Below are 20,703 nucleotides of genomic sequence, written 5' to 3'. Positions count from 1 at the left end.
TTCACGTAAAAAAGACTCCTTGAAGGAGTCTTTTTTTAACATAGTATAATGTATGGATACCATCGAAAAGGTCTCCATTATGCCGATCAAGCTCCGGGCTCCCCTGCGTGATCCGTGACCAGTCGATAGGTTAAGCCCTGTTCTGTTTCAAATGAAAATACGCCTTTGGCGGAGGCCGGTATGGGAATGCTGGTATCGCCTTGGTAAACCGCAATCCCATTTCCATGTCCATTGCCTATGCTTAAGCTGCATACATTCCCCAACCGAGACATGATCTCTGCCTCCGTCAGTCTTCCATTCTTCCAGCGAATACCGACTTCAAAGCCGCCTCGTGCCCGCAATCCACGTACCTCGCCTTCCGGCCATGCATCCGGCAGAGCCGGCAGCAGCACGAGTAAGGAGCGATGCGACTGCAGCAGCATTTCCGCAATTCCCGCTGTAGCTGCGAAGTTGCCGTCGATCTGAAAAGGAGGATGCGCTCCTAATAAACTCGCATACACACCTCCGTGGTCGTAACGCTCCGAGTCCCCGTCCCGCACCAATCTCAGCATATTGGTTAACAGCCGGAGCGCACGGTTGCCGTCACCGAAACGGCTCCATAGCGCCACCCGCCAGCCCAGGCTCCAGCCCGTGCTTTCCTCCCCGCGACGCTCCAAAGAGGTTTGGGCAGCTGCAAACAGATCCGGGCTTTCTTCCGCAGATAGCTGCCGTCCAGGATAAACCCCGACCAGGTGGGACGTGTGCCGATGAAATACGTCCTCATCCTCGGAGTCATGGGACCATTCCTGCAGCTGGCCGTATCGGCCGACCTGCAGAGGCAGCAAACGTTCGCGTTTGCTGCTCCATTCCTCCCGGAATTCCTCATCCACGCCGAGAATGCCGGCGGCTTCCATGCAATTGGTGAACAACTCCCATATGAGGGAAATATCCATGGTCGCCCCTTCGCTGATGGCCGCCATCCCTTCAGACGTGCGGAATTTATGCTCAGGCGAGGTCGACGGCGAGGTCACGAGATGGCCTGCGTCGTTTTCTATAAGCCAGTCCAAAGCAAATAAAGAAGCTTCCTTCATCAGGGGATAAGCGAACGATCGTAAATAAGCTTCATCGCCGCTGTATGCGTAATGCTCCCATAAGTGCTGCGTTAACCAGATTCCTCCCATTTGCCAAAGCGCCCAGGAAGGATCGCCGTCCCCGTAATTGCCGACCGGTGCGGTATGGGCCCAGATATCCGTATTGTGATGAACGGTCCAGCCCCGGGTGCCATAATGGACGGCGGCGGTTTCCGCACCGTTTACCGACAGGCTTCTGATCAGCTCCAGCAGAGGCTGATGGCATTCCGCCAAATTGCATACCTCCGCGGGCCAATAGTTCATTTGCGCATTGATGTTTAAGGTCCAATTGCTGCTCCATGGCGGCCGGGTTGAGGCATTCCATATCCCCTGAAGATTGGCGGCTTGCGTTCCGGGCCTGGAGCTTGAAATCAGGAGATAGCGGCCATAGTGGAACAGCAGCTCGACCAAGCCTGGATCCCGGGCACCGAATCGCTCGATTCTCTCCCCCGTGTCCATATCTTCTGCAGCCAGCGTCTCGCCTAATCGAAGACTGACGCGGTCAAACAGGCTGCGATAATCATTGATGTGGCGATCGCGCAGCTCTGTCCAGGACTGGCTGCACGCGGCTTTCATGGTCCCCGCAGTCAGAGCAGCGGCGGCAGCCGCCGGATGGTCTCCGCCATCGCGGTGACCGGGAATTTGGTCAAATCCGTTGAAGCTGGTGGCCGCGGTGAAGTAAATGACCGCTTCGCTCGCATCCAGTACATGAATGCCAGCTGAATCCACGGTAACGCGGCCATCCGTTTCGGCCACCGCCAGCCGACCATTGAAAGCCATGGCAGCGGTATGATCAGGATCGCCGTAACGGATAGGATGATCAGAGGAAACGTAGCTGGGCTCGACGCGTTCCGGCGCAAATCCCGACATGGCGTACATATCTTCTTCGGTCTTTACGGTATAACGCAGCGGGCTTTCCAGATAGGCATGAAAGTTCAGGGCGCAAGCAGCGCTCGAGGTTAACCGCAAGGCAATCATCTGGTCCGGGCTGGACGCGAAGCATTCCCTTGTGTAGGTCACCTCGCCGATGCGGTATTCCGTTCGTTGAACGGCATTGGCGATATCCAGCGTTCTTCGGTAAGAATGAAACACGCCTCCATGATCAAACCTGAGGCATAAGTCTCCTAACGGCAGGTAAGATTCCGTATAGGGCCCCATCATCTTGCGCCCTAGCTGATCAGCCTCCATATAACGTCCCTGGCTTGCCAGCTCCCGGATCTCCGGCAGCGCTTCCCGTGCAGACGGGTTGTTCCAATCCCTGGGATAACCGGACCAGAGCGTATCCTCGTTCAAGCTGATCGTTTCACGCTCCACGCCGCCGTAGACCATGCCTCCAAGACGTCCGTTGCCGATCGGCAGTGCCTCGGTCCAGACCGTCGCCGGTTTCACATACTGTAATTTCATGTTTGCCTCCACTCGCCTTGCCTCCTTTATTTCAATTCGTCATACTCCAATTCATCAAAAAGTCGAATTCATTGCGCTCCGTCAGCTCATCCCTGTCGAACTGCTCTTTCATGATGCTAATCATTCGATGGATCGGCACGCTGTTCCGATGAGCCAAATACAACCCGAACAGCAGCCCGACGATCATGGCGCCCCCGGTAATGAACCAGGACGCTTGTTTAATTTGATCGGCATTCTCCATTAGGGCGCTGCGGGGGATGCCGGCCTGATAGACCCAACCGCTCTTAGCGGAGCGCGTGGTGATCACAAGGTCACTCTTGTAGAACTGGCTGGTTTTGTTCTGATCGAATGCCGGATCGTTCATGATTTGGCTTACATCGGATTCCATGTTTCCTTGAAGAGCAAGCGTATTCCCGTTCCCGTCGTGGATGTGGACCCAGCCGCCGTAGTTGTCGGTTAACCCCGAGAATAATCCGGCAATCGTCCGTGCATCGATCACGACCACAACATTGGCTGGGGAGGAATCATTAAAGCTGTCCAGCGGGAGCGATTGCATGTACGTGATGACCGAGGTTTCGTTGTCCCTTTCCCCAAAAGGAAGAGAGCGGTTTGATTTCACTGCGATGGGCTTTCTCCAGGATCTGTTGTTTCCATTCCTCAAAACTGAGATCGTCATAATGAAAAAACTCATAATAATGCTCCGGCCGATAAGAGGAGCCTGACGTTACAATCAAGTCGTAGTTCGCCAAATAGATGTAGTAATGCTGAAGAAAATCGTTGGTTTGACCGAAAGTCAGCACATTGCGCATCGTTCTCCATATGCCATAAACATCCCTTTGGGCAAGATGATCGTTGAGAAGCACGTTAAGGTCTTGATTGATCGCCAGCTGCCGCGTCATCCCTTCCACTTCCGCCATCCTGTGTTCCAGCAGCTCCTGGCTTTTCTCGAGCTGAACGATGCTGTTCTCAATCGAAATGGATTGCGTTACGGAGATGGAGGTCAAGTAGGATATGTATCCTCCGATGGTGGGAATGAGCAGAATGGCAATATAGGAGATGAGAAAGCTGCGAAAAACCTTCGATTGCTTAAGAATAGATATCCCCCCTTATGTGACAGCGTTTTCAAAAAATAACGACTCAAGTTCTCCCGCCAGCTATAAATTTGATCATAATGGATGTTTGCGGCGCAAGGGTAGGTACTTCTGCGTATGGCAGGGTACATTTTTCCATACCAGGCCTGCATGCGGCTAAATGACGGAAAGTAACTCCATATTAGGGGAATCGGCAAGCTTGGTAAATATCCGATTGTTAAGGTTCATGATGCTTTATGACAATAACGGAAAATAACCATGCCTTTGGATATTTTGACCATTGTCCACATAAAAAAAGCCGCGTTTTCACGCGGCAGCTGACGTTTAATCCCACCAAAAATACCAGATATCGCGCTCTTCATTAAATAGTCCGCATAATGTCCAAGCGTCGGAAACCCGTCCATGACATATTGGCAGAAAATAAAATGCTCCTTGGCGAGCCGTAATGCTTCTTCAAACGTTTGGGGTCGTTTTCCGGCCTGAAGAATCCAAGTATCTTGCGAAACGGCCACAATGTTAATCTGATACCTCTGCTGAAAATGCTTAAAAATCACCGACTGATGCTCGGGCAGCGGACATTCGTTATAACCTCCCATCGGAACCCACAGCGGTGCTTCATATCCGGCTTCGGCCGGCAGCGTCAGCAGGATCACCTGCTCGTCCTCTTCCACCTTTCCCTGTACCCATGACGTATTCCAGTCAAAGGGCTCGGTATCCGATTCGCCAAACTCTTCGTTGAGCATTTCGCTGCCTTCCCATAATAATGAATAAGAACGATATAACTCCTCAAAGCTCTTGCCTTCTATTTCTTCCGGTTCCAGCGCAATATCCGTATAGGATAATCGCGAAGCCACGATTTTTCCCAACACATCTTTCATGCTTAACCGCTGAACTTGCTCCAGCTCCTTGTTCACGTATTCAGAAAGGGTTTCTTCTTCGCATATTTCCTCCATCATTTCCACCAGATTGTAGCCGGGAGCGATGAGAATCTTGTGCTCCCCTTCCTTTGGGACAGGGAGCGTTAAGCCATCCAAATCCAAAACTTCAATATCACATTCGCTTAAATAATTTGCAAGCTCTTTGACCATATGTACACCTCGAATATAGCAGATATTGAAACCAGTATAAGTTCTTACCCTTAATTTTACAAATGATAGAACCACTTAGATAGTCACATATAAACAAGTTCAAGAGGACGAGCTTTACGCTCGTCCTCTTGTGTATGGACAGCCATGTCCATGCTGTAATGGATTAATTGACGGTCAGGGACGCATCGGTTTCTCCTGCCCACTCGCCTACCGGTTTGATGGTATACGTCGATCCCGGCTTCAATTTACTTTCCTGCGTCAGATCGAATATGCCTACGGCTCCTTTTCGGCTTGAATATTTATAGGTCGCAATGTGTTGATTGCCGTCAGCGTCGGTCAATTCCACGCTCCGGCCGGAGAACAGCTCATCCCCCGGATCCTCGGACAACGTGATGGCAATGGAACTGTCGCTGACTGCCTCGGCTCCGATGATGTCCAGCGGAGCAAACGATCCTGCAACGAATGACGGATTGGCGATCTGAGCCCAGTCCGAAGAAACGGTGTAAGTGACGCCCGGCGTCAACGTCTGGCCTTCCGGCAATCGGAATTTCGGCTCTTGCTTGCCGTCGGTGGATTGGGTGAAGGGTACGTATTTGGCCACGATAGGTTGTCCGCCTGCAGGCGTAATCGTAACTTCCCTGGCTTGACCAGAAGATATGATCTGATAGACCTTGCCATCGGCGCTGTTGTTCTCATCCAATACGAAGGCATTGGCTCCGCGGCCTCCGCTATAAGCGGAAATAACATAACCGTAGTCGACGACGCCATTCTCCTTGAGCGCCTCCAATTCAAATGTATCCTGGGTAACCTGTCTAGCCTCGGTCATGTCCAGCTTCGTGCTGTTTCCTGTAAATGTACCTGCTGTTTTCCCTTTATAGGTCAGCGTATACGATGTCCCCGGTGTTTGAACGGAAGTTGGAACGATATAGGTGGAAATAGAACCCGTCTTCAGACGCGGCATATTCGTTAGGGCAAGACCGTCGTTAAATTTAAAATCTTCTTTGGCTTTGGCAAACGACTCATCGTCCGATGTCAATGGAGCATCAAAGGTGACGATCAAGGTGATAGCATTCAGTGAGCGGACGCTCGTGATTTTTGCTTTTTCCGACGGTATTGCGTCATGTGCAATGCTTATCAAATAGGCAGCTTGACCTCGAGTGGCATGGCCCTCCTCGGAATAAAAACGTTGCGCCCAGTAATCCACGGACTTCGCATCTCGTTTCAGAGCCTTAGTCACCATCTGTACCAATTCGTCGTGGGTAACGCTTCCCCTTGGATCAAAACGTCCGTCCGGTGCCTGCATCATATCTAGTGCTACCAGCTCAGTTGCGTACCGCTCATACCACGCGTTTGATTTCACATCCGTAAAGCTTGGCTCTGTCTCCGCTTTGCCTTCAAGTCCAAACGCAAGCACCAGCATTTTCGCCAGCTCCGCCCGTGTGATCGGACTTGTTATCCCCATCGTGCCGTCTTGGTAACCCTGCATCACGCGCAGCTGGGACAGCCCTTGAACGGCTTGCTCTATATCTTGGGCAGCGAGCGGCGCTTGTGCAGCATCGGCCTGCAGAACATGAAACGGAAGCGTCGCCGTTCCCAGTGCGGCGGCCAGCATCATGGCCGCCAGTTTATTCGAATACTTCTTCATAAGTAAGTCCTCCCTATCTTCGATGAATATGAACGATAATCGTCATATCTCCATGATAGATGAGAGTCCTAAACTCCCAAGAAATCCGGGATTAAACGTTTCGAAAATATTTATTAACAATTTCTAAACTCATTCAGACCGAAAAACGATAGCCCGCTCCCCATACCGTTTCAATGTACTGCGGATTGGATGGATCCAGCTCCATCTTTTCGCGCAGCTTTCGGACGTGAACGGTGACGGTAGCGATATCCCCGCTGGAATCCATGCCCCAAATCCGTTCAAACAATTCATGTTTGTTGAACACCCGGTTCGGATGGCTCGCCAGAAATTCAAGCAAATTAAATTCCCGTGTCGTAAACGCGACTTCCTGATTGCGTACGAACACCCTTCGCGCCGTTTTGTCGATGACCAGGCCCCGGATGTGAATTTCCGAGCTTGGACTCGGACTTTGCTTGCCCAGAAGCCTGACATATCTCATCAAATGGGCTTTGGCTCTTGCGACTAATTCGCTCGGGCTAAAAGGCTTGGTAATGTAATCGTCGGCACCGAGATTAAACGCACGGATTTTATCGATCTCCTCATTCTTGGCGGATACGATCAGAATCGGGACCTCCTTGTTCTTCCTGATATGGCTGCACAACTCGTAGCCATTCATGCCGGGAAGCTGAAGGTCCACAATGATAAGGCTGTAGTCCTCGTTAAGTGCAAGCTTCAAGCCCTCGTCACCCGTATGGCATAAATCGACGGCAAAACCGTTCAGTTCAAAATAATCCCGCTCCAACTGGGCGATGGTCGTTTCGTCTTCGATGATGAGAATGCGTGTGGCCATGGGTTACCGCGCCTCCTTCCTGTTCGCTCGTTTCAGGGTAAAATACAGGCTTGTTCCGACGCCAAGCTCGCTTTCAGCCCAGATTTGGCCCCCGTGTCCTTCAATGATCTGGCTCGCAATCGCAAGACCCAGACCACTGCCGCCTGTTGAAGAGTTGCGGGATGACTCGGCCCGATAAAACCTTTCGAATATATAAGGGATCGCTTCCGGTGCGATGCCTGTGCCGTTATCCCGGATTTCAACCGTTACCCATTCCGAAGACAGCCGGATCGAGATGCCGATGTTTTTTTGCCCCTTGTCCATGAAATTCTGGGCATTTCCAATGATGTTGAGCACGGTTCGCTTTAATTTCTCAAGGTCGGCAATGACTTCGACAGGATCACCGGGGCGTTCCTTCCACTCCAGCCGAATGTCCTTCTCCTCCAGAACATAGCGCTGCTCCTCGATGCAGTCGTCAATGAAACCGATGATATCGACATGCTCGAACATAAACGGCACCTGCTTCAAATCCAGCTTGGAATACAGAAACAGCTCTTCCACGAGTTTATCCAGATCGATGGTTTTGGTGTAGATGATATTCACGTATTTATCCACCTTTTCGGGCGTATCCGCGACGCCGTCTCGGATGCCCTCGACATAACCCTTAATATTCGTTATCGGTGTGCGCAGATCGTGTGAGATATTGGAGATCAGCTCCTTTCGGTTCTCTTCGTCCCGGAGCCGGAGCTGAATCGATTCGTGCAGCCGCTTTCGCATATTCTCAAACGTTTCGTTCAGCTGGCCGATTTCGTCCTTCGAATGCATATCCAGGGAAAACTGAAGATTCCCCTCCTTGATGTGTTCGGCCGAATTTCGGAGCAAGTCAAGCGGTTTGACCACGCTGCGCGTAATCCAGCGATATAACATCACGTTCGCAACCACAATGATGCCAACGAGACTCAATACAAGGATGGGCAACAGCTTGCGCGTTACCTCGCCGAAAGGACTTCGCTCTCGGATCACGTATACGCTTCCCTTCGTCTCGTCCGAGAACCGGAAGTCGAATTTGGCATAAGCATAAAAGCGTTCCCCGATGCTCAGCGTATTGCGGATTTGATTGTTGTTCAGGTCGAATGGAGGGAGATTCGCTTCCAGTTCAGGCTGGTTTAACGTATTGGACTCGTAAACCTGAAGGCTTTCCTTACGGACGTACAGGCCTGCCCGCACGGTTCTCAGCTTAAAATCATATTCCTTCAGCAGCTCTTGATCCAGCAGACCGTCCGGTTCGTTCTTGGCAAGATATTTTAATTCAAGGAATATAGACTCCTCTTGCTCGGTCAGCGGGTTAACCTGGTAGTGAACTTTATAAAAATCCCGAACCCCGCGAATGTCGCCGGTAGCCGCGACGGTAAACAAACTGGCAGTCAAGACGAAAACCAACAAGCTGATGACCAGCATGCCGGTAAAGGACAGCAGCAGCTTGATCCTGATCGACATGCGTCGCCTAAAGCGAACCGGAAACGATGCTGCCCTTAAACATCGTCGCCACGCGCTTCGATCTTCTGGCAATGGCTTCGGCGGAACAAGAAGCTTCGACAAACACGATGCTGGCGGCGTCCCCGACCTGCGGCCATATCTGCTCGCCATCCGGACCAAGCGGCGTCATGCCGCCGGTGATATATTGAAGCGTCCTTGCCAAAGAGCGTTCATCCACCCATCGGGACACCTCAGCCAGCCGGCCCGCGCGTTCCAGCACGTCCCCGTTTCCGAAAGGCGACCACACGTCAAAAATGTTATCGCAACCGACGGCTACCTCTACGCCGCACTCGTGCAGCAAACCGACCGGCGGCATGTTGCGACCGATCGGCACGCTCGAAATAATGGCAACCCCTGCATCAGCCAGCATTTCCCCCATTTCGATGGCTTGCGACGTCGGGATATCGCCGAGTCCGAATGCATGGCTGATCGCCACCTTGCCCTGCAGGCCCGCCTCGATGGTCAGCTGTGCCAACCGCTTCATGGTGAAGGTTCCCAGATGATGGGCATCGTGCAAATGCAGGTCAATTCCCGCATTCGCCTCCACGGCAAGCTCCACCATTTCCTGCAGGGAGGCTTCGATATTACCATCCACCGTCGCCGGGTCCACCCCGCCTACCAAGCCTGCTCCGCCGCGAAGTGCTTGTCTCACCCATTCCTTTGACTTCGAGCGCAGCAAACCATGCTGAGGAAAAGCTACGATCTCGTAGGATAACTTTCCTTCAAATGCGTGCAATGCTTGTTGAACCTCTTCGAAGTTAGCCAAACCCACTTCCGGATAAATATCGACATGCGTTCGCACATGCGTCACCCCGGACTCCAGGTACATGTGAAGCAGGCGTTCCGCACGGTCCTGCGTCCGGGTATCCAGGGCCGGAAGCGTTGCTTTCTCGATATCCAAACGCTCGAAAATGCTGGAGACCGGCGTTACGGATCGCCACCGGTCACCGAGCAGCGTTTTATCCAGATGGCAGTGCTTTTCGGTAAAGGACGGCAAAAGCAGCAATCCCTTCACGTCGTGTCGCGGCCATGAATCCGTGATGGTCTTGTCGGATGACACGATCTTCGCGATGTTCCCGTCCTCTATGAATACGTGGCAAATCTCCGTTTTTGTTCCCGTAATAACGCCTTCTGAAACTTCATAGCCGCTCTCTAAACGAGCATTCGTTAACCAAAATGCGGTACTCATATCCATCGTTCCTTCCCTTGCCAGATATACGATTATGCTATCATAGGAACATCTATATGGATAATATTAAAAATATAGGATTCACTTATGTTTTACATATACATTAAAAAGAAAAGCCACCCGTTAGGATGACTCTTCTGGTGAAGACATGGAAGTAGGCATGAGGTTAAAGCTTTATGGCTCTTGTCGCAATAAAACTGTTTGCATATCGGTCCAACAATTTCTCGCCTCCGAAGGAATCCTCGTATAACCCGGCAATCATAAATCCGGATTGAATCTGACCTCCCATTTGCTGTTCCAGCGTATGTCCGAATTCCAATGCTACCCCGCTTCTCACGATTTCTTCTTCCGTCGCATAATCCAGTTCCGAATAGGGAAGGGTGTGCTTCACCCGAAGCGTGCCTTGTTCTTCCAGTTCCCAGTCGAATAAATAAAAGACCGGGTTCATAAAGCCGCTAATCATTATGCCGCCAGGCTTCAACACGCGATATGCCTCCTGCCAGACCGGCTGGATATCAGGCACGTAAAGGTTAGATACCGGATGAACCAACAAATCAAAGCTCTCCGATTCAAACATGCTTAAATCCGTCATCGAACCGAGAACCGTCCGAATGGACAATCCGTCCCGTTCAGCAACAAAGCGATCCTGCTCCAGTTGAGATTCGGAGAAATCCAACACGGTTACATTTGCTCCCGCAGCTGCCAATACGGGTCCCTGCTGCCCTCCTCCAGAAGCTAGGCAGAGCACATTCTTTCCGTTTAGTTCCGGAAACCATTCTTTGGGCACAGGCTTGATTGAAGTGACGATAATAGACCAATCGCCCATTCTGGCTTTCTGGATTTCTTCGCTGCTTACAGGAACAGTCCACTGATTTTTCTGTTTGACTTTAAGCTCCCATTGGTCTTGGTTATGCTTGATAATCTCCATATGCAGATCTCCTATTATTGAATCATGGGCTTTCAGCTTTTATTCACGGACCTTTGATCCAGCCAGGCTTCAAACTGTTCCGGCGTGCTTACGTTGTCTTCGAGAACCGCTGTATAAATATCGAAGCTTCGTACACTTTTTCCATATTCAGCAAGGCTTGCCCAACGATTTTTGATTCTCAAAATAGCCTCCCGGCGTTCCTGAGTCAGTCGTCCAGGCATCGTTATGATATGTTTCAAGTCAGGTTGTCTCTCCGGTTCATCCACGAACCAAATGTCCAAGGCCCATTCGTTACCGCGCTGTGATTTATATTTTAGTCCGATGTACAATCCATCGGGATACGCGGGATCCGTATTATAATCACCGGTATCGTTGATGAACTTCAGCTCCCGTACACCGGCTTGCAGCATGAGCTCCGATGCGATGTGTGCAGTTAATGGTTGATTCAGCCGAGAACATTTTACCGTCATGTCCAGGTCTCTCCATACCATCAATCCGAGGGCTGAGCTGCCGACACGCACCGGTTCGCCTGCTTGACTTAACAACTCGTAAAGTCGAAGTTCATCTGCTACCTCAGAAGCTTCCTCCTGGAGAGCCTCTTGTTGTAGTTGAAGTTCGCTTTCCGCCATACGGTGTTCACCTCTAATCATATCGTTGATATCTCATATGGTATCATCCGATCAGCGTGCTTTCCAAGGGATTGAATGCTTATAATTATCTTTCACGGATACCGTGTGATTCGACATCGAACTATACGGAATAAAATATGCGTGCCCCCGACAAATAAGGCGTGCAAAAATCGGCGCACAGCTTCGGCATTCGTTCACGCATCCATGCATGCACGGATTCATTCTCCATCTGAAAGACATAGTAGCCGATAATGGCCAGCAGCATGAAACCTTCTAACAAAACAAGCTTCTCTTGTCCCGTATGATCATTGCCATAATATCCTTTCAGGAATATATCCCGAAGGGCTGAAGGAACCATCATGGCACCCATGGCAACATCCGTGTAATGGTACCCTGGTCCGAAAAAACCAAAATCGATAAAACTCAGTTCTCCATCTGAGGTCATGATGATATTCCCCAAGCTTAAATCACCGTGGATAAGCCCCCAGGCCTCAACGTTACCACTGTCCACAAGGCGCGCGTTAACCAACGATATCGTTTCTTCAATAATGGAAACATCGGAGGTAGTAAACAAATCTTTCGCCAATCCTTGCTTTACAACTTCAATCATATATAGATTGTAGGCTATCCCCTGACTCGGACGCTTGTCCAAGCCCTCCTGCTCGTATGAGCCATAAAATTTGTGTAACTCTGCAATGCGAGTCCCCAGCTTCTCGACCAGTACCGGGTCGCTTACGTCATCCTTCTGCAAGTCTCTTCCTTCCAGCCAGGTAAGCACGGAGCTGTTCCAACGCTTCCCCTCGTGTTCGAAAATCGTGATCAATTCACCTTTCCGATTACGCATAGGCCTCTGGACAAGCAGATGATCCCAGCCTGACAAGTGCTCCAGCATTTGCAGTTCGCCCAGCAGACCGTCGTAGGTATGCTGCTGACCAGCCATGCCTTCTTTTAGCGGTTGATGAATGCGCATCAGATATGTACTTCCGTCATGGCCTATTACCTTATACGTTCGATTTTCATTATGCCGAATAAAGGCAATTTCCGGTTCCCGGATATCGTATTCATTCAAAATTTCCTGCAGCTGTTCATTTCGCATTTGAAACTTCTCCTTATACTTCTGAAATGGAACCCGTCAGCCCTCCACGAACGTATCGTCAAAATACGCCTTAAAATCCGGGTACAAAAATACTAGCGACTCTTTAAGTTCGGTCCGATCCGTGTGTTCTTCATCCAGATCAAACAATATTTCATGTTCGATCTCATAGATGGCTTCGATCCCCTCACCGGCGTCTCCACATACATCGATACACCAGATCTTGCCGTATTCAGAATCCCAAGTGAAAGGGAGATATCCCAGCCGGCACAACAAGGGATTGTACATGTTCCTGACGTTCTCCAGCGGCTCGTCTACCGCCTGTTCAGGTATGACGTCAAAGTAATGATGGTACGTGGAGATGAATGCTTTATACCACTCGGGAAAATTCAATCCATACTCTGCTTCCATCGCCCCAATCTGCTCTTCGCTCACAATGGAAGGGAGCAATTTCCATATGGACCATTCCTCATCGGTATCAACGGTCTTCATCTCCGCGGGAACGTCCGGCCGCATCCACCTGCAGAACCCATCCTCCGAAATTTCGCTGTATTTAGCGTAATAGGCCTCAAACCCTTGTTTGATATAATCGCGTATCTCCATGTATAAAGTCTCCTTATGTAGAAAATCGTCCCTTTTTCATATATTACTATAATCTATTTTCGGGTTATGATTAGATTCAATCTATTCTATTTTGTTTACAATTCAGAAACAATCCGGAGATTCTATCGATATAACTCTCTTATATACTCAATAGACAGCTAACGAGGAGGAACTACACATGCGCAATACTTTTATCAAAACAATCCTGCCATCCGTCATCATCGGTTCAGTCGTAACAAGTTTGGCTTTATCCGGGTTCCCGAACGGTTCCGGCTTGGATAAGGCGGAAGCGGCCGCAGCATCTTCTGCCAGCCTATCATTTTCGAAGTTTTTGGATAACAACGCCCCTAAACGGACGCTGAGGTCGGTTAACGGGATAAATACGGTCACCAATCTGTCCAGCACGGTTGTGCTCGTCAACAAACAAAGAAATCTACCATCGAATTATGTACCGCAAGATTTGGTCGTACCCCAAATTCCGTTCAGCTTCTCGGGACCAAGCCCCAAAAAGCAGATGAAAAAAATAGCGGCGACTGCGCTCGAAAAGCTGTTCGCTGCTGCCAAACGGGACGGGATCGACCTCAAAGCCGTATCGGGTTATCGTTCCTATGCAACCCAAAAAGCCATATTCGCGCGTAACGCCAGTATCAAGGGCGAGGCTGTCGCTAACAAAACAAGCGCACGCCCGGGGCAAAGCGAGCATCAGACCGGACTTAGCATGGATATTTCCAGTGCTTCCGTAGGCTATGCCCTGGAGCAGAGCTTCGGAAATACGAAGGAAGGCAAATGGCTGAAGGCCAATGCACCGAAGTACGGATTTATCATTCGTTATGGAAAAGGTCAGGAGAAATTAACCGGATACGCTTACGAGCCTTGGCATGTACGCTATGTGGGCGTCTATATTGCCGGAGAAATTACGAGACAACAACTGACGCTGGAGCAGTATCTGGGTCAAGCCCGGTAATCGCAAATCTTATAAAAGCGGGCCCAAACGGGTCCGTTTTTTTCGTATGAAGCCTTCCGGTCGCGCCTTCTGAGGTACATCCGCATATTTTGCAGCGTTTCCTGCGGACAATGTACTCCGCTTGGACGAAGCACGTACATTAACAGCAGTAGACAGGTTAGTTAGAGCTTACGATTTTCGCAAACGGGGTGAACAATGTGCCTATCAAATCAGGGAAGCAGTACATCGAACGGATCGATCGGCAAAACATCAACCTTTGGTATAAAGGGGAGCTTATCCAGGGACCTTTATCCAAGCACCCTGCATTCCAGGGTATCATTCAGACCCAAGCGGAGCTTTACGATATGCAAGGCGAAGCGTGTTATATCGAGCAGATGACGTACCCCTCGCCCGATACCGGAGAACGGGTGGGCCTGTCTTTTCTCCCGCCGAGGAATGCCGAGGATTTGCAGAAACGCAGATTGATGATGGAACTTTGGGCCAAGAGGCACAACGGCTTTTTAGGCCGCTCTCCCGATTATATGAACACGGCGATCATGTCGCTGTACACGGCTGCCGATATACTGGAGGAACACAATCCGAAGTATGCGGACAACCTCAGGGCCTATTACCGGTACTGTCGAGATCATGATATTACGTTATCCCATGCCTTCATTCAGCCCTATGCTTGTAAAATGTCCGGACAGCAAGATGCTGCAGAGGACACGATTGCCGCCAAGGTGGTTGAGATCAACGATCAAGGCATGATCATAACCGGAGCTTTCATGATGGCAACGCAGGGAGCCACGTGCGAGGAAATGCTGGTATTCCCGTCGCCTTCGCCCACGTTGTTCCATGATGTCAATCCAACCGCATTCGCCTTTGCGGTACCGAACGATTTGCCCGGAATGACGTTTATATGCCGTGAGAGTTATGGTGCCGCTTCTTCCTATGATTATCCCTTGAGCGCAAGATACGAAGAGATGGACGTTCTCGTCATCTTTGACCACGTATTGGTCCCGCATGACCGGATCTTTTACTATGGGGACGAGGCCTATGCCGGACGTTTATTCGGCGAGAGTCGCTTTCACACCCATATTGCCCATCAAATGGCCACCCGTTATATCGCCAAAACCGAATTTATGCTAGGTTTGCTGGAGAGCTTGGCAGACGAGCAGAACGTTGGGCTCGAACCCCAAATGATCGCGAACGTTTCAAAAATCATTGCATATCTGGAGACCTTCAAAGCCCTGAGATTGGCTTCCGAACTGGGCGCCAGCCGGGATAAATTCGGTTATTTCGTTCCATCGGCGGGCCCGCTTACCGCATCCAGCATGTTATTCCCCCATTTTTATCCCGAGATGGTGGAGATGATACAGCTGCTGGGTTCCAGCGGCCTGATTATGATCCCTTCCGAAATGGACTTCCAGTCGGATTCAGGTCCTTACCTGAACCAATATTTAAGAGGCTCGACCACGGAGGCGCGTGATCGAATCGCCTTGTTCCGCCTTGCCTGGGAGCTTGGCGCAGGCTCTTTCGGGGGCCGTCAAACCCAGTTTGAACGCTTCTTCTTCGGAAATGCGCAGACGGTAGCCTATCGCATGTATAACCAGTTTGAACAGCATGATCAGCTGCGGAACAGGATTCAGGATTTTATCGCCAAGAACGATACTTCATCATAATTTGACGGTTTGGATGATTAGGCATGAAAAAAAGATGCGAGCCCATAACTCACATCTTTCCGTTTCATTACAAACACAATGAGCTTACGAATGGGAATGCAGGCTTAAGCGGAACCGATACCTCATGTCGTCTTCGAACCACATCATAAAGTTTGTCCCCCATACGTTATTGTGCAGATTGAAATGAAATCCGCCGGTCAACGGAGCATAGGAGTTGTCGAATTGCAGCAGCCTCGGTTCCCCCGGGCACACAAGCGGCGCGTCCAAGGATTCAATGACCGCTGTTCCGTCCGCCCCCTCATAATATAAGCCCGAATTGATGCCATGCATGTTCCGGTTGCCGTCCTTGACGACGGATAACGGAGATATCCGCATTCCCAGCTTATCCATCGACCATGCGTTAGGATTATCCACAAGCGGCACAAATGATAACCAGCTTGCTTCCGGAAGACGGCATGCCGGTTTGCCCATCCAGCTTAGGCATACCTCAATGACGGGCTCATTCGCATGGAACGAATAGAATACGTTGATTTGGCGTGGAGCCCCGTATTGATTGCTGAGAACCTCCGGCAGCTTCATTTCTGCGGTCACGATATCATAATCGGCATGCCTCTCCAGGTGCAATGTTCGCAAGGACGCGGTATACCGCTGATGCTCCGGCCTCGGTTTGACATACTCGATTCCCGGCTTGCCGAAATCGTTATCCGCCCAGCCATGATGTATATCCAGATTCGTCATGTATTCTTTGAAGAAACGGTCGTAGTTTTCTTGGCCGAAGGTTTCATACATATAAGTGCCAAGTCTCTGATGCTCTCCCGCCCATGCCTTTCCGGATCGATCCATCAATCGGTTAATCGAGCCGTCGGCAGCGAAGCTCACCTGAAACTGGCCTAATTCATAAAGCTCGTTCGTTTCGATCGGCTGAGGCTGCACCGGCTCCGAGTTAAGGACGGTATGCTGCGGACTCATCCGATCCAGCTCGGTTCTCGCTTCAGCCGCTAGCGCCGCGGGCAGCGATTGAAGGGCTTCTTCAAGATAATCCCGCTGCTCCTGCCAGGAACTCTCGTAATGGCTGTACGATCTGGTGCCGTTTGCCTGCTGGCATAGGTAATCGAATTTCTTCCGTGTATTGTCTTCAACAATATCCCGTGCTCTTGCTGCGGCTAGGTCAGCCGAGGAATAATTCACGAAATCGACGAGATACACAGAATTGTTCAGCCCCCAAGTATGCTCGGGAATCAACATCAGACGGTTGCAAAATCGAGCGTACGCCTCACTGTCCCTATCCAATCGACCATCCTCGATCCAGCGATCCCGAAGCCTTAACAATTCGCGGTAGCGGGCGATTTTCCAAGGATCCGAGGCAATCCCGTGTATCCACGAGTCCCCGATCTCTTCGCTGACGACAGGCAATCGGTCTTTCACCGCTTGAAGCCGCGCGGCAAAAGCATCCAATGTCGAGGCCATGATGTCCGCCCCTGGATATTCCCGTCGCAGCTGTTCGAATAATGCCCGGATCTCCTCCATCGTGGATGGACCATGATTATCGTGGGTATGGGCAAAATACAAGGCATCCTCCAGCCCTTCCATCCGATAGGGCTTACCATAACTATCCGCATAATGTACGATAATCTCCGAGCCGTCGGAAGCACGCCATACAAACATCTCCGGCACCTTGGGATTTTTGGAGACCATGTTAACGCCTAAATGTAAATATTGTATGCCGTGTTTTGCCAGCAGAGGCACCATGGCTAGGGTATGGCCCGGAACGTCCGTCATTTTTGCGGCAATCGTGGTTTTTCCGTACTTTCGGTCCAAATCGCCCGAAATGGACAGCCCGAATTCGAATAAACTGGCATCCATGATCTCGGTATGCGTTGTAAACGGCAGCCCGTGCCAGACCATGCGTCCATCCCCAATGGCTTTTTCCATGCGCGCCCGCATGTCGGGAGAAGCCGTTTGCAGAAATTCATGGATTAGCCATGAGCCGGTGGTCCATACGAATTTTACATCCCCCTCTTCATTCGCAAGCTGTTCGGACAGCTCCAAGGCCTGGGGTATGAAATGTTCCATATATCGGTCGATTACGTTCTTTCCCATATCGGTAAACCCGATGTCCAGATGGGTCTTGAATACGACATGAACTCTTTTGATTGATGCTGCCATGCATGACCGCCTCCTTCAACAATGATCGGCTAATGCCGAACTTTGAGCCCATTTTACTAGAGGGCATCGAGCAAGTCTTTGCATGATAGGGTCATGCTTTTGCAAAATAAGGACACCTAGCGTGAATAGAGCCAGAGCACGGGCATGCCGAAAAGCCCTCTCATTTCGGCTTGGAATGAGAAGGGCTTGAAAGGAAAATACGGATATCAGAACGTGCTCGCCTTCGTTGTGTCCGGACACCATCTGGCCGGTCGGTAATATCGGATCAGGACCTCCATCGCTTCGGGTGTCCGCAGATGGGTAAGCGTTTCGAAGGCATACGCCCTGACGTAACGATCCTTGCTGAGAAGAGCTTGCTCTAGCGAATGGATGACGATGGGAACATCCTGTGGCGAGGCCGTTCGCAGCAATGACAAGGCTGCCGTATATCCGAGTTTGTTCAGGATATAACTTTGCTGCGTGTTGTCGTTATCCCGGGTTTCCGCTGTTCCGTCCCCCTCTTGCAGTATCGACTCTTCCAATATGTTGGCCAAGGCCTGGCACACTTCGCCTGCCTCACTCCCCATCATGCCCAGCGCTTCGATTGCGTTTCGACGAACCCAATCGCTCGGGTCCTGTAAGCATGCAATCAATGCAGACGAAACCTCACGCGTCGAAGGCACAATCGCCCCTAACGCGAAAGCAGCAAGCGCTCTGCGCTTCTCGTCCGTATGTTCGAGCAGTGTCAGCAGTCCTGGAACGGCTCCAGCGCCGGCACTCTGCAGTCCGTAAGCCGCTCTTTCCGCGATTTGCCTTGTACCTTCGGACATAAGGCGCAGCAATTCATCGTTTCCTGCGGATCCCAGCCGGCCAAGCGCATAACCGGCATTCAAAGCCACCGGCTCCTTGTCATTCAACATTCGGCCCAGTTCCGGAGCTAAGGAAGCGGCCTTCTCTCCTAACATTCCAACTTGATCCGCCGCCCTGGCGCGAATGACCTCGTCCTCGGATTTTAATTCTTCGGCCAATGGCTCGATTGCGGCTTCGTCTCCCATTGCCAAGAGGTTCGCCTGACCAGGTTCGCCGCGCATCCAGTTCCATACATCCCTCCAAAGATTCAAGTGCACGTAAGGGGTTCCCCCCGTTAGGTTCATTTCGGTCCCTAGATGATTCCAGCTCGGCGATTCCGGCGCACGCAATCGAACGAATTGAAACTTTAGCATGTATCGATCCATGCCAGACACATTAAGCGAAGCTTTGTGCCACAAATCAAAATGCACCAAAACCATCGTCCCCGCTTTGCCGGTCGGGAGTATCGTCTCACCTTGATCGCCTACGAACTTATCGTAGTATGCGGTACCGGGCATGATGGCGGTAGGTCCCATTTCCTCGGTGATATCCTGCATGTAATAAAATATCATCGCCCACCAAGGTCGGTGGCTGCGCATGCTGGACCAGTAACCGTCTTTATGCCACTGCCCGCCCCCCGGCAGCGGATCGCCCGGCTGATTGTAATGGCAATGCCGATGCGGATGCATGTAGTAGTCCGGTCCGAGCACGCTCGTCAAAGCCCCTTGAACGACCGGTGTTTCGAAGAACTGCTGAATCTCGGGTACAAGGGGCAGGATGTTATTGCCGGGATTTCCTTCCTCGTGCAGTACGGCGTTGATTTTGTCCCTGACTTCAGCATGCAGCTGATCCGGCAATTCGTTATGAAGCACCACATACCCCTTCATGATAAACTGGCAGATTTGTTCATCCGTCAACAGCCATTGACTGTCCAACATCTCAATTCCCTCCTCAAGCATGAAATGAATTAGTGTTAGTATAGCAATGGCCGCGATCCTTGTATTTACATAAACGTCAGGCTTTTGTACAATCGTCATGCGAATATGAATAGAATCTTTTCTTGAAGGATGTGGAAATGAATACGTGGATTTTGCCGTCTTCCATCCCTATGTGCTGTATGCCACCAGATACCCCTTTTCCAAAGGTCAAAGCAATAACAATCGCCACTGTTATTCGTCATCCCTTTATCTCATTACCGAGGGACGGGGCATCGTTCGCACCTGTGGGCGAAGGCACATCACCGACCCAGGTTCCCTTGTGTACATACCGGCAGGTCAGCCGCATGATTGGATAGCGGACAACCGGGATCCCATGGTCCATGTGTGCTGTTATTTCGACTGGGCCCATGTGGACCGCAGGCATTTGGCCGATCACCCCAGCGTTATCTGTTATGACATGGCCCAACTGAATCCTTCCTATGTAGGCCCTGCTTTTCCTTACGCCATACCCGAGTTCATGAGAGTAGAGAAAGTCAGCCTATGGAGCGATTGGTTTGAAAAATTCTACACCGGGAACCAGTATGAGAATGAGCATACCTATATGCGCAGCGTAAAGACGCAGAGCCAATTCCTGCAATTCATCGAATACTTCCTTGCCTTCGCCTTGCAGGACGAGGCGATACCCGATCACAGAATGAACAAGCTGCTGCAGCGATTGGATCAGGATATCCTTCACGGCAAGCTGCGGCCATTGAAAGCATATTATGAGGAGCTCCGGATCAGCAGAGGTTATTTCTTCGAATTGTTCAAGCGTTCGACGGGGCTGCCGCCGACGCAGTATATTAACCAGTTTCGCATCCATCGGGCCAAGGAGGATCTGTGCAATACGGACATCAGCATTACCGAGATCGCCGAGAAGTTCGGCTTCTCATCCATCCATTATTTTTCGAAGCTGTTCCGTCAACTTAACGGACTGTCGCCCCTGGAGTATCGGAAACATCAGATGGAAGCCGACGACTAACG

General features: G+C 50.8%; 17 protein-coding genes. 3 read left to right on the top strand and 14 right to left on the bottom strand.

What is annotated here, in order from left to right; genetic code table 11:
• Positions 1-86 precede the first annotated feature (86 nt).
• From MHI43_RS13920 to MHI43_RS13865, 12 genes are all read right to left on the bottom strand, one after another.
• Positions 87-2,513 (bottom strand): glycoside hydrolase family 95 protein, encoded by a 2,427-nt coding sequence (locus MHI43_RS13920; RefSeq protein ID WP_036663643.1) that lies wholly within the window; start codon positions 2,511-2,513, stop codon positions 87-89.
• A 31-nt stretch (positions 2,514-2,544) separates the two neighbouring features.
• The gene (locus tag MHI43_RS13915; protein ID WP_051425365.1) at positions 2,545-3,069 is read right to left on the bottom strand and encodes a hypothetical protein; all 525 of its coding nucleotides are present in this window, start codon (positions 3,067-3,069) and stop codon (positions 2,545-2,547) included.
• Positions 3,041-3,517: a hypothetical protein gene (locus MHI43_RS13910; RefSeq protein WP_051425366.1), complete on the bottom strand. Its 477-nt coding sequence runs from the start codon at positions 3,515-3,517 to the stop codon at positions 3,041-3,043. The genes MHI43_RS13915 and MHI43_RS13910 overlap by 29 nt, the downstream gene beginning before the upstream one ends.
• Positions 3,518-3,828: 311 nt before the next feature.
• Complete coding sequence (locus MHI43_RS13905; RefSeq protein ID WP_235201806.1) at positions 3,829-4,692, bottom strand: DUF4253 domain-containing protein; 864 nt, start codon at positions 4,690-4,692, stop codon at positions 3,829-3,831.
• 163 nt (positions 4,693-4,855) lie between these two features.
• Entirely contained in the window at positions 4,856-6,337 is a 1,482-nt protein-coding gene (locus tag MHI43_RS13900) for an S-layer homology domain-containing protein (RefSeq protein WP_036663372.1), read from the bottom strand.
• Positions 6,338-6,470: 133 nt separating this feature from the next.
• Positions 6,471-7,166: a response regulator transcription factor gene (locus tag MHI43_RS13895; protein ID WP_009592947.1), complete on the bottom strand. Its 696-nt coding sequence runs from the start codon at positions 7,164-7,166 to the stop codon at positions 6,471-6,473.
• Positions 7,167-7,169: 3 nt separating this feature from the next.
• Entirely contained in the window at positions 7,170-8,642 is a 1,473-nt protein-coding gene (locus tag MHI43_RS13890; protein ID WP_036663373.1) for a HAMP domain-containing sensor histidine kinase, read from the bottom strand.
• 7 nt (positions 8,643-8,649) lie between these two features.
• Positions 8,650-9,870 (bottom strand): amidohydrolase, encoded by a 1,221-nt coding sequence (locus tag MHI43_RS13885; RefSeq protein ID WP_036663645.1) that lies wholly within the window; start codon positions 9,868-9,870, stop codon positions 8,650-8,652.
• A gap of 166 nt (positions 9,871-10,036) precedes the next feature.
• Positions 10,037-10,798 (bottom strand): class I SAM-dependent methyltransferase, encoded by a 762-nt coding sequence (locus tag MHI43_RS13880; RefSeq protein ID WP_036663374.1) that lies wholly within the window; start codon positions 10,796-10,798, stop codon positions 10,037-10,039.
• 32 nt (positions 10,799-10,830) lie between these two features.
• Positions 10,831-11,427, bottom strand: coding sequence for a hypothetical protein (locus MHI43_RS13875; protein WP_015734956.1), 597 nt, complete (start codon positions 11,425-11,427; stop codon positions 10,831-10,833).
• Between the two features lie 121 nt (positions 11,428-11,548).
• Positions 11,549-12,523: an aminoglycoside phosphotransferase family protein gene (locus tag MHI43_RS13870; RefSeq protein ID WP_036663377.1), complete on the bottom strand. Its 975-nt coding sequence runs from the start codon at positions 12,521-12,523 to the stop codon at positions 11,549-11,551.
• 36 nt (positions 12,524-12,559) lie between these two features.
• Entirely contained in the window at positions 12,560-13,123 is a 564-nt protein-coding gene (locus MHI43_RS13865) for an SMI1/KNR4 family protein (RefSeq protein ID WP_036663379.1), read from the bottom strand.
• Positions 13,124-13,301: 178 nt separating this feature from the next.
• Here MHI43_RS13865 and MHI43_RS13860 point away from each other — a divergent pair, with 178 nt between their 5' ends.
• Together MHI43_RS13860 and MHI43_RS13855 are read left to right on the top strand one after the other, a co-directional pair.
• Positions 13,302-14,087 (top strand): M15 family metallopeptidase, encoded by a 786-nt coding sequence (locus tag MHI43_RS13860; RefSeq protein ID WP_036663381.1) that lies wholly within the window; start codon positions 13,302-13,304, stop codon positions 14,085-14,087.
• Positions 14,088-14,284: 197 nt separating this feature from the next.
• Positions 14,285-15,748, top strand: coding sequence for a 4-hydroxyphenylacetate 3-hydroxylase N-terminal domain-containing protein (locus MHI43_RS13855; protein WP_036663382.1), 1,464 nt, complete (start codon positions 14,285-14,287; stop codon positions 15,746-15,748).
• 84 nt (positions 15,749-15,832) lie between these two features.
• Here MHI43_RS13855 and MHI43_RS13850 read toward each other — a convergent pair whose 3' ends face one another.
• Together MHI43_RS13850 and MHI43_RS13845 are read right to left on the bottom strand one after the other, a co-directional pair.
• Positions 15,833-17,914 carry a DUF5054 domain-containing protein gene (locus tag MHI43_RS13850; RefSeq protein WP_036663383.1) on the bottom strand — a complete coding sequence of 694 codons (2,082 nt, stop codon included), beginning with the start codon at positions 17,912-17,914 and terminating at the stop codon, positions 15,833-15,835.
• 206 nt (positions 17,915-18,120) lie between these two features.
• The gene (locus MHI43_RS13845; protein WP_036663384.1) at positions 18,121-19,680 is read right to left on the bottom strand and encodes a HEAT repeat domain-containing protein; all 1,560 of its coding nucleotides are present in this window, start codon (positions 19,678-19,680) and stop codon (positions 18,121-18,123) included.
• A gap of 145 nt (positions 19,681-19,825) precedes the next feature.
• On the opposite strand from MHI43_RS13845, the gene MHI43_RS13840 reads away from it, so the two are divergent.
• Positions 19,826-20,701 carry a helix-turn-helix domain-containing protein gene (locus MHI43_RS13840; protein WP_036663386.1) on the top strand — a complete coding sequence of 292 codons (876 nt, stop codon included), beginning with the start codon at positions 19,826-19,828 and terminating at the stop codon, positions 20,699-20,701.
• Positions 20,702-20,703: the final 2 nt, after the last annotated feature.

The organism is Paenibacillus sp. FSL H8-0457 (assembly GCF_038051935.1).
GTDB classification, from domain to species: domain Bacteria; phylum Bacillota; class Bacilli; order Paenibacillales; family Paenibacillaceae; genus Paenibacillus_AQ; species Paenibacillus_AQ lautus_A.
This window is presented reverse-complemented; position numbering and strand designations above follow the sequence as displayed.